The sequence below is a fragment of the Pseudomonas marginalis genome (assembly GCF_001645105.1).
Taxonomy (GTDB): domain Bacteria; phylum Pseudomonadota; class Gammaproteobacteria; order Pseudomonadales; family Pseudomonadaceae; genus Aquipseudomonas; species Aquipseudomonas petroselini.
Genome location: NZ_LKEG01000042.1, coordinates 253,136 through 265,667 on the forward strand (window position 1 = coordinate 253,136; position 12,532 = coordinate 265,667).

Here is a 12,532-nt window from a genome sequence, read left to right on the forward strand (position 1 = left end):
CGCCACAGGTTAATCGTCTGTGAAGGTCCGACGAAGGTTGGCAAGCCCGCCCTCGCCACGGATAATGCCCAGTTTTTCCACCTGCGCATCGCGCACCGCCGCTTGCGGTCGAAAGAGAACACCATGAAAGACACCATTCGCCAGCTGATCCAACAAGCCCTCACCCAACTCGTCAACGAAGGTGTGTTGCCTGAAGGCCTGACGCCGGCGATCCAGGTGGAAAACACCCGCGACAAGACCCACGGCGACTTCGCCAGCAACATCGCGATGATGCTGTCCAAGCCTGCCGGCATGAAACCGCGCGACCTGGCGGAAAAAATCATCGCTGCGCTGCCTGTCGACGATAGTGTGACCAAGGCCGAAATCGCCGGCCCAGGTTTCATCAACTTCTTCCAGAACACCCAGGCGTTGGCCGGCCGTCTCGACGCGGCCTTGGCCGATGCCCGCGTGGGCGTGCGCAAGGCCGGTCCGTCCCAGCGCACCGTGGTCGACTTGTCGGCGCCTAACCTGGCCAAAGAGATGCACGTTGGCCACTTGCGTTCGACCATCATCGGCGACGGCGTGGCCCGGGTATTGGAGTTCCTCGGTGATGAGGTCGTCCGCCAGAACCACGTGGGCGACTGGGGCACGCAGTTCGGTATGCTGATGGCCTACCTGCAGGAAAACCCGATCACCAGCGACGAACTGTCGGACCTGGAAAACTTCTACCGCGCCGCCAAGAAACGTTTTGACGAGTCGGAAGCGTTCGCCGACCGCGCCCGCGGCCTGGTCGTCAAGCTGCAAGCCGGTGATGCCGAATGCCTGGCACTGTGGACCAAGTTCAAAGACATTTCGCTGTCCCACTGCCAGAAGATCTACGAACTGCTCAACGTCAAGCTGACCATGGCCGATGTGATGGGCGAGAGCGCCTACAACGACGACCTGATCAACGTGGTCAATGACTTGAAGGCAGCGGGCATGTTGGTCGAGAGCAACGGCGCCCAGTGCGTGTTCCTCGACGAATTCAAGAACGCCGACGACGAGCCGCTGCCGGTGATCATCGTCAAGGCCGATGGCGGCTACCTCTACGCCACCACCGACCTGGCCGCCGTGCGCTACCGCAGTGGCACGCTCAAGGCTGACCGCGCCCTGTACTTCGTCGACCAGCGCCAGGCCCTGCATTTCCAGCAAGTGTTCGCCGTGGCGCGCAAGGCCGGTTTCGTGACCCACCCGATGGACATGGAACACATGGGCTTCGGCACCATGAACGGCGCCGATGGCCGCCCGTTCAAGACCCGTGACGGCGGCACCGTGAAGCTGATCGACCTGCTGACCGAAGCCCAGGAACGGGCCTACACCCTGGTGAAGGAGAAGAACCCTGAGCTGGCCGAGGCTGACCTGCGCAACATCGCCCGCGTGGTGGGCATTGGTGCGGTGAAATACGCCGACCTGTCCAAGCACCGCACCAGCGACTACAGCTTCAACTTCGACCTGATGCTCAACTTCGAAGGCAACACCGCGCCGTACCTGCTGTACGCCTACACCCGCGTGGCCGGCGTGTTCCGCAAGCTGGGCAAGGACTTCAGTGAAGTCGAAGGCCAGATCGACCTGCAAGCGCCGCACGAACAGGAACTGGCCGCCAAGCTCGCGCAATTTGGCGAAGTGCTGAACAGCGTGGGTGAAAAAGGCACGCCGCATATCCTCTGCACCTACCTGTACGAAGTCGCCGGCCTGTTCTCCAGCTTCTACGAGAACTGCCCGATCCTCACCGCCGACGACGAAGCCCAGAAGCAAAGTCGCCTGCGCCTCGCCGCACTGGCTGGACGGACCCTCAAGCAAGGCCTGGAATTGTTAGGCCTGGAAACCCTGGAGCGTATGTAAGTTGGCTGCCAAGAAAAAACCTGCACCCAAGCGCGGCGCCAGCCGCTACCAGGCCCCAGCGAAAAAGCCGATCCCGGGCTGGTTGTGGATGGCGATCGGCCTTACGGTCGGCGCGTTTGTCGTGTTTCTGATGAAGCTGGACCCCGGCCAGGGTGACGACGTCAAACGCGTCAAACAGGAGCAGCAGAAAGCCACCAAAATGGCCGAAGCCAACAAGACCGCACCAAGCCCGACGGCACCGGTGAAGCCGAAGTACGACTTCTACACGCTGCTGCCGGAATCGGAAGTGATCGTGCCGCCTGACGCCGTTCCGGAGAAAACCCTGCCGACACCGCAAGTGCCGACCACACCGGTGACCCCGGCGGAAGCGGCAAAAATCGACACCGCGCGTGCCCAGGCTGCACTGGCCGGGATTACGCCGCCGCCAGCCCCGCCGGTAGCAGAGACCAAGGCCGCACCGGTGACCAAGTTCTTCCTGCAGGCGGGCTCGTTCCCGAAACAGGCGGACGCGGATCGCGTGCGGGCGCAGATCATTCTGCTGGGCCAGACGGTGACGGTAGAGTCCGGCACGGTGAAAGAGGCGACGTGGTATCGCGTGCTGGTGGGGCCGTTCAGCAACCGTGAACAACTGACCGTGGCGCAGAAACAATTGGCCGGCGCCGGGTTTAGCAACCTGTTGTTACAACAACGCCAGAGCCGCTGACCTTCAGCCAACCTGGATCAAATGTGGGAGGGGGCTTGCCCCCGATAGCAGTAGATCAGTCAACATTTTCGGTGACTGACACACTGCCATCGGGGGCAAGCCCCCTCCCACATTTGGTTTTGCACCGCTCTGGAATGTGTGTCAGACCGATAAACACCACTCGTCCGCCATAAACCCCTACAGTTGAAATCCCCCCCACCACCCCCATATCAGTTTCCATCAGGGCATTTTCGCCCCGCTGCGTGGAGACTCTCCCCTTGACCACCATCGTTTCAGTACGTCGCCACGGCAAAGTCGTCATGGGCGGCGACGGCCAGGTTTCCCTGGGTAATACCGTGATGAAAGGCAACGCCAAGAAAGTGCGTCGCCTGTACCACGGCCAGGTTCTCGCAGGCTTTGCCGGCGCTACCGCCGACGCCTTCACCCTCTTCGAGCGCTTCGAAGGCCAGCTTGAGAAACATCAGGGCCACCTCGTGCGTGCCGCCGTCGAACTCGCCAAAGAGTGGCGCACCGACCGCTCCCTCAGCCGCCTGGAAGCCATGCTGGCCGTCGCCAACAAAGACGCTTCCCTGATCATCACCGGTAACGGCGATGTGGTTGAGCCTGAACATGGCCTGATCGCCATGGGTTCCGGCGGTGGCTACGCCCAAGCCGCAGCCAGCGCACTGTTGAAGAAAACCGACCTGTCGGCCCGCGAAATCGTCGAGACCGCCCTGGGCATCGCCGGTGATATCTGCGTGTTCACCAACCACAACCAGACCATTGAGGAGCAGGACCTCGCCGAGTAAGCCGTAGGCTTATTCGCGCTTGAGGCCGCCAAACACTATGTCCATGACTCCCCGCGAAATCGTCCATGAACTCAACCGCCATATCATCGGCCAGGACGATGCCAAGCGCGCCGTTGCCATTGCGCTGCGTAACCGCTGGCGCCGGATGCAACTGCCCGAAGAACTGCGCGTTGAAGTAACGCCGAAGAACATCCTGATGATCGGCCCGACCGGCGTCGGTAAAACCGAAATCGCCCGTCGCCTGGCCAAGCTGGCCAACGCGCCGTTCATCAAGGTCGAAGCCACCAAGTTCACCGAAGTGGGCTACGTCGGCCGCGACGTCGAGTCGATCATTCGTGACCTCGCCGACGCCGCCTTGAAGCTGCTGCGCGAACAGGAAATGACCAAGGTCAGCCACCGCGCCGAAGACGCCGCCGAAGAACGCATCCTCGATGCCCTGCTGCCACCGGCCCGCATGGGCTTCAACGAAGACGCCGCGCCGGCCTCGGATTCCAATACCCGCCAGCTGTTCCGCAAGCGTCTGCGTGAAGGCCAGCTGGACGACAAGGAAATCGAGATCGAAGTCGCCGAAGTCTCCGGCGTCGACATCTCTGCGCCGCCTGGCATGGAAGAAATGACCAGCCAGTTGCAGAACCTGTTTGCCAACATGGGCAAGGGCAAGAAGAAAAGCCGCAAGCTCAAGGTGAAGGAAGCGCTGAAACTGGTGCGCGACGAAGAAGCCGGGCGCCTGGTGAATGAGGAAGAACTCAAGGCCAAGGCCCTGGAGGCGGTCGAGCAGCACGGCATCGTGTTTATCGACGAGATCGATAAGGTCGCCAAGCGCGGTAACTCGGGCGGCGTGGATGTGTCCCGTGAAGGCGTACAGCGCGACCTGCTGCCGCTGATCGAAGGCTGCACCGTGAACACCAAGCTGGGCATGGTCAAGACCGACCACATCCTGTTCATCGCCTCCGGTGCGTTCCACCTGAGCAAGCCAAGCGACCTGGTGCCGGAGCTGCAAGGTCGCCTGCCGATTCGCGTGGAGCTCAAGGCGCTGACCCCGGGCGATTTCGAACGCATCCTCAGCGAGCCGCATGCGTCGCTCACTGAGCAGTACCGTGAGCTGCTGAAAACCGAAGGCCTGGGCATCGAGTTCCAACCGGACGGCATCAAGCGCCTGGCGGAGATCGCCTGGCAGGTCAACGAGAAGACCGAGAACATCGGTGCGCGTCGCCTGCACACCTTGCTGGAGCGCTTGCTGGAGGAAGTGTCCTTCAGCGCCGGTGACCTGGCAGGTGCGCAGAATGGCGAAGTGATCAAGATCGACGCGGATTACGTCAACAGCCACTTGGGCGAATTGGCGCAGAACGAAGACTTGTCGCGCTACATTCTGTAAGCCTCACACAGAATCGCTTCGCTTCAATGTGGGAGGGGGCTTGCCCCCGATAGCGGTTTGTCAGACAGATATATGCTGACTGACACACTGCTATCGGGGGCAAGCCCCCTCCCACATGTTGAAGCCGGTTTCTTCAGGATCATTACCTATGTCCAAATTCCCCACCGCGGTAAACCTGCACAAAACCTCCAACACCCTCGGCCTCACCTACGGGCCCGACGAGGTGTATCAACTGTCTGCCGAACTGCTGCGCACCCACTCGCCTTCCGCCGAGGTCCAGGGCCACGGTAAACCCATCCTGCAATTCGGCAAGCTCAACGTCCGGTTGACCAAGATCGAACCGGCCGGCCAGTACGCACTGAAATTGACCTTCGACGACGGGCATGACAGCGGACTATTCACCTGGGACTACCTCTACCAACTGGCCGTGCGTCAGGATGCACTGTGGGCTGATTATCTCGCCGAGCTCAAAGCGGCCGGCAAAACCCGCGACCCGAGCGAGTCGGTCGTCCGCCTGATGCTCTAGTCCAGGCCTCTTGCTCATTAGTGGGCATTTTCTAATCGCTTCTGCTTGAATGCCCTGTCGCGTGACCAAAGATTGGTCCGCTTGCGAAAAAAATTAAACTCGGGTAACCAATGGAGCTGGCAAGTTCCCTGCATTTGACGATGCGGTATCAACGGTCACCCGAGTCGCAGTACCAGGCGTGTGTTGTGTATCGAAACTTCGTACGCAGCGGTACCCGGTACTCGTCTTTCGGACAATGGAGCGTCGTAGATGAGTAACAAGAACAACGATGACTTGAAACGCCAGGCCTCGGAAAACACCCTGGGGCTTAACCCGATCATCGCGTTACGCAAAAAGGATTTATTGGCGTCGGCGAAGATGGTGCTGACCCAAGCCATCAAGCAACCGTTGCACAGCGTCAAGCACGTCGCGCATTTTGGCGTCGAGTTGAAGAACGTGATGTTCGGCAAATCCCAACTGACCCCCGAAAGCGACGACCGCCGCTTCCACGACCCGGCCTGGAGCCAGAACCCGCTCTACAAACGGTATTTGCAAACCTACCTGGCGTGGCGCAAGGAACTGCACGACTGGATCGGCGACAGCAACCTGTCGGAACAGGACATCAGCCGCGGCCACTTCGTGATCAACCTGATGACCGAAGCCATGGCCCCCACCAACAGCGCGGCCAACCCGGCGGCGGTCAAACGCTTCTTCGAGACCGGCGGCAAGAGCCTGCTCGATGGCCTGTCCCACCTGGCCAAGGACATGGTGCACAACGGCGGTATGCCGAGCCAGGTCAACATGGGCGCCTTTGAAGTGGGCAAGACCCTGGGCACCACCGAAGGCGCGGTGGTGTTTCGCAATGACGTACTGGAGCTGATCCAGTACAAGCCGATCACCGAACAGGTGCACGAACGCCCGCTGCTGGTGGTGCCGCCGCAGATCAACAAATTCTATGTCTTTGACCTGAGCCCGGAGAAGAGCCTGGCGCGCTTCTGCCTGCGCAATGGCCAACAGACGTTTATCGTCAGTTGGCGCAACCCGACCAAGGCCCAGCGCGAGTGGGGCCTGTCGACCTATATCGAAGCGCTGAAGGAAGCGGTCGACGTGGTCACGGCGATTACCGGCAGCAAAGACGTGAATATGCTCGGCGCCTGCTCCGGCGGCATCACCTGCACTGCCCTGCTGGGCCACTACGCGGCGCTGGGGGAGAAGAAGGTCAACGCCCTGACCCTGCTGGTGAGCGTGCTGGACACCACCTTGGACACCCAGGTGGCGCTGTTCGTCGATGAGCAGACCCTGGAGGCGGCCAAGCGCCACTCCTACCAGGCCGGCGTGCTGGAAGGCCGCGACATGGCCAAGGTGTTTGCCTGGATGCGCCCCAATGACCTGATCTGGAACTACTGGGTCAATAACTACCTGCTGGGCAACGAGCCGCCGGTGTTCGACATCCTGTTCTGGAACAACGACACCACACGCCTGCCGGCCGCCTTCCACGGCGACCTGATCGAATTGTTCAAAAATAACCCACTGGTGCGCGCCAACGCCCTGGAAGTGTGCGGCACGCCTATCGACCTCAAGCAGGTCACCGCCGATATCTACTCACTGGCCGGCACCAACGACCACATCACGCCGTGGCAGTCCTGCTACAAGTCGGCACAGCTGTTTGGTGGCAAGGTCGAGTTCGTGCTGTCCAGCAGTGGGCATATCCAGAGCATCCTCAACCCGCCGGGCAACCCCAAGGCGCGCTACCAGACCAGCGACAGCCTGGCGGGCAAGCCGCTTGAGTGGCAGGAGAACGCGACCAAGCACACGGATTCGTGGTGGCTGCACTGGCAAGTGTGGCAGGCAGAGCGGGCGGGCAAGATGAAGAAGGCACCCACAAGCCTGGGTAACAAAACCTACACCGCAGCAGAGGCGGCGCCAGGCACATATGTACACGAGCGCTAGATTGAAATGCGTTCAAAGGTGGGAGGGGGCTTGCCCCCGATGGCGGCGCATCAATAACAGATGTACTGACTGACACCCTGCATCGGGGGCAAGCCCCCTCCCACATTGATTGCATTCCAACCCCACCATTTCACAGGGCTTGAGCATGCCGCAACCGTTCATCTTCCGTACCATCGACCTGGATGGCCAGACCATCCGCACGGCGGTACGCCCGGGCAAGCCTCACTTGACGCCGTTGCTGATCTTCAATGGCATCGGCGCCAACCTTGAGTTGGTGTTTCCGTTCGTCCAGGCGCTGGACCCGGACCTGGAAGTGATCGCCTTCGACGTGCCCGGCGTGGGCGGTTCATCCACACCGAACCGGCCGTACCGTTTTCCCGGCCTGGCCAAACTCACCGCACGCATGCTCGATTACCTGGACTATGGCCAGGTCAATGCGGTGGGCGTGTCGTGGGGCGGCGCATTGGCACAGCAATTTGCCTACGACTACCCGGAGCGCTGCAAAAAGCTGATCCTCGCGGCCACGGCGGCGGGTGCGGTGATGGTGCCGGGCAAGCCCAAAGTGCTGTGGCTGATGGCCAGCCCACGCCGTTACATCCAACCGTCCCACGTGGTGCGCATTGCGCCGATGATCTACGGCGGTTCGTTCCGCCGCGATTCGAAACTGGCCGCCGAGCACGCGAGCAAAGTGCGCTCAGCGGGCAAACTGGGCTACTACTGGCAGCTGTTCGCCGGGTTGGGCTGGACCAGCATCCATTGGCTGCACAAGATCCGCCAACCGACGCTGGTGCTGGCGGGAGACGACGACCCGCTGATCCCACTGATCAACATGCGCATGCTCGCCTGGCGCATCCCCAATGCACAGTTGCACATCATCGATGACGGCCACCTGTTCCTGATCACCCGGGCCGAAGCCGTTGCACCGATCATCATGAAGTTTCTCGAGGAGGAGCGCATGCGCGCGGTGATTCACCCGCGACCGGCAGTGTAAGGACCACACTGCCGCGCAACTTGCCGAGAACCGACTATGGTTCTGAATTGGCGTGCCTGTTGATGGCTTGACGAAGGAGTGTTGGCTCATGCGAGAAAGACCCGTGACGAACCCGGCGCCCACCCCTGCCGCGTTCATCAATGCGCAAAATGCAATCACCGGCCTGCGGGGGCGGGATTTGCTGTCGACCCTGCGCAGCGTTGCCGCCCATGGTTTGCGAAACCCGGTGCATACCGCCCGTCACGCCATGGCGCTGGGCGGTCAACTGGGTCGCGTCCTGCTGGGGGAGACGGTGCATGAACCCAACCCTCACGACAGCCGCTTCATTGACCCGACGTGGAAGCTCAACCCGTTCTACCGACGCAGCCTGCAAGCGTATTTGGCCTGGCAGAAACAGACCCGTCACTGGATCGATGACAGCACGCTGAGTGCCGATGACCGCGCCCGTGCGAACTTTGCCTTCTCGCTGTTCAACGATGCGGTCTCGCCCTCCAATACCCTGCTCAACCCGCTGGCCGTCAAGGAGCTGCTCAACTCCGGCGGCAACAGCGTGGTGCGTGGTGTGAGCAACCTGTTCGACGACCTGCTGCACAACAACGGCCTGCCGCGGCAGGTCAGCAAGCAAGCCTTTGAAGTCGGCAAAACCGTGGCCACCACGCCCGGCTCAGTGGTGTTTCGCAATGAGCTGCTGGAGCTGATCCAGTACAAGCCCATGAGCGAAAAACAGTACGCCAAGCCCCTGCTGATCGTGCCGCCGCAAGTCAACAAGTACTACATTTTCGACCTGAGCCCGGCCAACAGTTTTGTGCAATACGCCCTGAAAAACCGCCTGCAGACGTTCATGGTCAGCTGGCGCAACCCGGATGTGCGGCATCGCGAATGGGGCCTCTCCACCTACGTGGCGGCGCTGGAAGAAGCGCTCAACGTCTGCCGTGCCATCACTGGCGCCCGCGAAGTCAACCTGATGGGCGCCTGCGCCGGCGGCCTGACCATTGCCGCCCTGCAAGGCCACCTGCAAGCCAAACGCCAGCTGCGGCGGATCTCCAGCGCCAGTTACCTGGTGAGCCTGCTGGACAGCCAGATCGACAGCCCCGCCACGCTGTTCGCCGATGAGCAAACCCTGGAAGCCGCCAAGCGCCGCTCCTATCAGCAAGGCGTGCTCGACGGCCGCGACATGGCCAAGGTGTTCGCCTGGATGCGCCCCAACGACCTGATCTGGAACTACTGGATCAACAACTACCTGCTGGGCAAGGAACCGCCGGCCTTCGACATCCTGTACTGGAACAACGACAACACGCGCCTGCCTGCCGCGCTGCATGGTGACCTGCTGGACTTCTTCAAGCACAACCCGCTGAGCCACCCCGGTGGACTGGAGGTGTGCGGTACACCCATTGACCTGCAAAAGGTCACGGTAGACAGCTTCAGCGTGGCCGGGATCAACGACCACATCACGCCATGGGACGCGGTGTATCGCTCCACCCAATTGCTTGGCGGTGAGCGGCGCTTCGTGCTGTCCAACAGCGGGCATATCCAGAGCATTCTCAACCCACCGGGCAACCCCAAGGCCAACTACGTCGAGAACCCCAAGCTGAGCAGCGACCCGCGTGCCTGGTACTACGACGCCAACCACGTCGAAGGCAGTTGGTGGCCGCAGTGGCTGGAGTGGATCCAGCAGCGCTCAGGCGTACAACGCGAAACCCTCACCGCCCTGGGCAACCAGAATTACCCACCGATGGAAGCGGCGCCGGGCACCTATGTGCGGGTGCGCTGAGCTCAACGATCACATTAAGAAGACTGGATGAAGACGCGCGACCGTATCCTTGAATGTGCCCTGCAGTTGTTCAACCAGAAGGGCGAGCCGAACGTGTCGACCATGGAGGTGGCCAATGAAATGGGGATCAGCCCCGGCAACCTCTACTACCACTTCCATGGCAAGGAGCCACTGGTGCTCGGGCTGTTCGAGCGGTTCCAGAATGAGTTGGCGCCCTTGCTCGACCCGCCGGCGGATGCCCAACTGGAAGCCGAGGATTACTGGCTGTTCCTGCACCTGATCGTCGAGCGCATGGCCCATTACCGGTTTCTGTTTCAAGACCTGTCGAATCTGGCGGGACGCCTGCCGAAATTGGCCAAGGGCATTCGCAACCTGCTGACGGCACTCAAACGTACGCTGGCGTCATTGCTCGCGCGGTTGAAGGCGGCGGGCCAGTTGGTCAGCGGCACTCAGGCGTTGGGGCAGTTGGTGGAGCAGATCACCCTGACCCTGCTGTTTTCCCTGGATTACCAGCGGATCCTCGATCGCGAAGGTGAGGTTCAGGTGGTGGTCTACCAGATCATGATGCTGGTAGCGCCGCACTTGCTGCCACCGGCGCGGCAGGCAACCGAGAAGTTCGCGCTGAAATACCTCGATGACCCCCACACATAAAAAATGCCCGACCTTTGCAGGCCGGACATTTTTTGTGCCCTGAAAAGATCAGGACTGACTGGATGGCGTCGGGGTTGCCGGCGTTGCAGTCGGGGTCACAGCAGCAGGGGTCGGTGCGGACACCGAGTTGGCTGTGGAAGCGGTTGGCGCGGTAGCAGGCTTGGCCGCAACAGCAGGCTTCGGTGCTGCTGGTTTTTTCGCTACGGCAGGCTTCTTCGCGGCGGCAGGTTTTGCCGCTGGTTTGGCTGCGGCAGGCTTGGCCGCCGGCTTCGCGGCGACTGGCTTGGCTGCAGGTTTCGCAGCGGCCGGTTTGGCAGCGGGTTTTGCAGCGGCGGTTTTGGCCGCAGGCTTGGCGGCGGGTTTTGCTGCTGCCTTGGCTGCCGGTTTAGCAGCAGGCTTGGCGGCCGGCTTAGCGGCTGCGGTTTTGGCCGCTGGCTTGGCTGCTGGCTTAGCGGCAGCTTTGGCGGCGGGCTTGGCGGCTGCTTTTACCAGAGGCTTGGCGGCAGCTTTTGCAGCCGGTTTGGCAGCGGCCGTTTTAGCGGCAGGCTTGGCAGCCGGTTTGGCCGCTGCGGTTTTCGCCGGAGCCACTTTGGCGCCGGTGAGTTTTTCAATTTGCTTGGTCAGGGTATCAACCTTGCTGTGCAACGTTTTCAATTCAGCTTTGCTCGGCACGCCCAGTCGCGAAATGGCACTGTTGAGGCGTTTGTCGAAAGTCTCTTCCAACTTGCCCCACGTGTCAGAAATGCTCGACTTGGCGGAACCGGCAGTTGCCTTGGCGGCTTCAACTTTTTTACCAACCGTGGTTTTGGTCAGTTTCTCGGCCTTCTCGCCGTCCTTGACCAAAGTCTCGAAATATTTGCCACCGTCACTGCTAACCTTCGAGTACACGCCTAAACCAGCAAGCCAGATCTTACGGGAATATTTTTCAACTTCCCCGACCCACGAGCTGCCTTCTTTCTGAGTAGTCTTTTTAACAGCCATCCCGATGTCTCCTTAGTGTTTACGCGCGACACGTTCGAGCAATGCCGTCAGCTCTTCGAGCTTAGCAGAGAGTGTCTCCACGTCATGTTTAGACGCAATGCCGATTCGATTCAAGGCACTTGCAACACGAGTATCAAAAGCTTTTTCAACTTTATCCAGCTGAACTTCTACCAGACCTTTGGCAGAGGAGACATTACTCTTTACTTGGTCAATCTGACTGTTGGCGGCCTCAAGTTGTTCAACTGCAACTTTTTTACCTTTACTTTCAACATGTTGGCCCGACTTAACCAGCTCTTTAAAGTACTCGCTGCCCTCGCTTCCGACCTTGGCGTAGGCACCGAGTCCTGCCAGCCAGATCTTGCGGGCGTAGGATTTAACGTCACTCAGGGCAGTGGTCTGGGCGTCGATTTTTTTCTTCAGGATAACTTTGGCCATGGTGCACCTCACGCAAAATAGGGGGGAGGAACGGCCCACAGGAGTTGAGGGCTTGGGCACAAAGTAGGCTGGAAAATTAGAATCGGCACCCTAAGAACAATCGGATCAAACCAGCGCCTTATCCAGGGCCTTCTCGATTTCGGACTTGATGGTGCCACTCATGGCCGACATCAACAGCCCCAGTTCCACATCAATGCGCAGCGAATCATCGGCGACTAATACCGTGCCTTTAACCCCCGAACGCTTGAGGTTCAAGGTATCGCCGGACCACGAAGGCTCCAGGCCATATTGCTCCTTGAGTTTGAGCGCCAACTTATCGGCCTTTGCCCGTGCGCCTTCTTTACCCAGGGAATGTGCACGCTCAACGGTTATACGGGCCATTGCAATGACTCCTCTTTATAGGGACTTGGATACCTTCGATGCGGCAAAAGGTCTCGGTGACCGCCCATCTTACCTTCAGCCTTGCCAAGACAAAGCAGGCCTTGGGGATTATCATGTCCCGCATTCTCTTTTGGTGACAGC

The 12,532-nt window shown here is 60.4% G+C and carries 12 protein-coding genes; 9 read left to right on the forward strand and 3 right to left on the reverse strand.

What is annotated here, in order from left to right; all coding sequences use genetic code 11:
- Nucleotides 1-123 precede the first annotated feature (123 nt).
- From argS to AO064_RS16920, 9 genes are all read left to right on the forward strand, one after another.
- Nucleotides 124-1,860: an arginine--tRNA ligase gene (gene argS / locus AO064_RS16880; protein WP_064054061.1), complete on the forward strand. Its 1,737-nt coding sequence runs from the start codon at nucleotides 124-126 to the stop codon at nucleotides 1,858-1,860.
- Nucleotide 1,861: 1 nt separating this feature from the next.
- The gene (locus AO064_RS16885; RefSeq protein ID WP_046033857.1) at nucleotides 1,862-2,563 is read left to right on the forward strand and encodes an SPOR domain-containing protein; all 702 of its coding nucleotides are present in this window, start codon (nucleotides 1,862-1,864) and stop codon (nucleotides 2,561-2,563) included.
- A gap of 257 nt (nucleotides 2,564-2,820) precedes the next feature.
- Nucleotides 2,821-3,351, forward strand: a complete 531-nt coding sequence (gene hslV / locus AO064_RS16890) for an ATP-dependent protease subunit HslV (RefSeq protein ID WP_003171209.1) — start codon at nucleotides 2,821-2,823, stop codon at nucleotides 3,349-3,351.
- Between the two features lie 37 nt (nucleotides 3,352-3,388).
- Entirely contained in the window at nucleotides 3,389-4,726 is a 1,338-nt protein-coding gene (hslU, locus tag AO064_RS16895) for an ATP-dependent protease ATPase subunit HslU (protein ID WP_012721807.1), read from the forward strand.
- Between the two features lie 148 nt (nucleotides 4,727-4,874).
- Nucleotides 4,875-5,252, forward strand: coding sequence for a gamma-butyrobetaine hydroxylase family protein (locus AO064_RS16900; protein ID WP_064054062.1), 378 nt, complete (start codon nucleotides 4,875-4,877; stop codon nucleotides 5,250-5,252).
- A gap of 249 nt (nucleotides 5,253-5,501) precedes the next feature.
- Nucleotides 5,502-7,181, forward strand: coding sequence for a class II poly(R)-hydroxyalkanoic acid synthase (gene phaC / locus AO064_RS16905; protein ID WP_012721805.1), 1,680 nt, complete (start codon nucleotides 5,502-5,504; stop codon nucleotides 7,179-7,181).
- 145 nt (nucleotides 7,182-7,326) lie between these two features.
- Nucleotides 7,327-8,172: a poly(3-hydroxyalkanoate) depolymerase gene (gene phaZ / locus AO064_RS16910; protein ID WP_016979176.1), complete on the forward strand. Its 846-nt coding sequence runs from the start codon at nucleotides 7,327-7,329 to the stop codon at nucleotides 8,170-8,172.
- 88 nt (nucleotides 8,173-8,260) lie between these two features.
- The gene (gene phaC / locus AO064_RS16915; protein ID WP_064054063.1) at nucleotides 8,261-9,943 is read left to right on the forward strand and encodes a class II poly(R)-hydroxyalkanoic acid synthase; all 1,683 of its coding nucleotides are present in this window, start codon (nucleotides 8,261-8,263) and stop codon (nucleotides 9,941-9,943) included.
- A 27-nt stretch (nucleotides 9,944-9,970) separates the two neighbouring features.
- A complete protein-coding gene (locus tag AO064_RS16920) occupies nucleotides 9,971-10,594 on the forward strand; it encodes a TetR/AcrR family transcriptional regulator (RefSeq protein ID WP_012721802.1) in 624 nt (207 codons plus the stop codon).
- A gap of 48 nt (nucleotides 10,595-10,642) precedes the next feature.
- On the opposite strand, the gene AO064_RS16925 is transcribed toward AO064_RS16920, so the two are convergent.
- From AO064_RS16925 to AO064_RS16935, 3 genes are all read right to left on the reverse strand, one after another.
- A complete protein-coding gene (locus tag AO064_RS16925) occupies nucleotides 10,643-11,575 on the reverse strand; it encodes a phasin family protein (protein ID WP_064054064.1) in 933 nt (310 codons plus the stop codon).
- A 12-nt stretch (nucleotides 11,576-11,587) separates the two neighbouring features.
- Complete coding sequence (locus tag AO064_RS16930; RefSeq protein WP_064054065.1) at nucleotides 11,588-12,010, reverse strand: phasin family protein; 423 nt, start codon at nucleotides 12,008-12,010, stop codon at nucleotides 11,588-11,590.
- Nucleotides 12,011-12,115: 105 nt separating this feature from the next.
- Nucleotides 12,116-12,391: a polyhydroxyalkanoic acid system family protein gene (locus AO064_RS16935; RefSeq protein ID WP_012721799.1), complete on the reverse strand. Its 276-nt coding sequence runs from the start codon at nucleotides 12,389-12,391 to the stop codon at nucleotides 12,116-12,118.
- Between the last annotated feature and the right edge of the window lie 141 nt (nucleotides 12,392-12,532).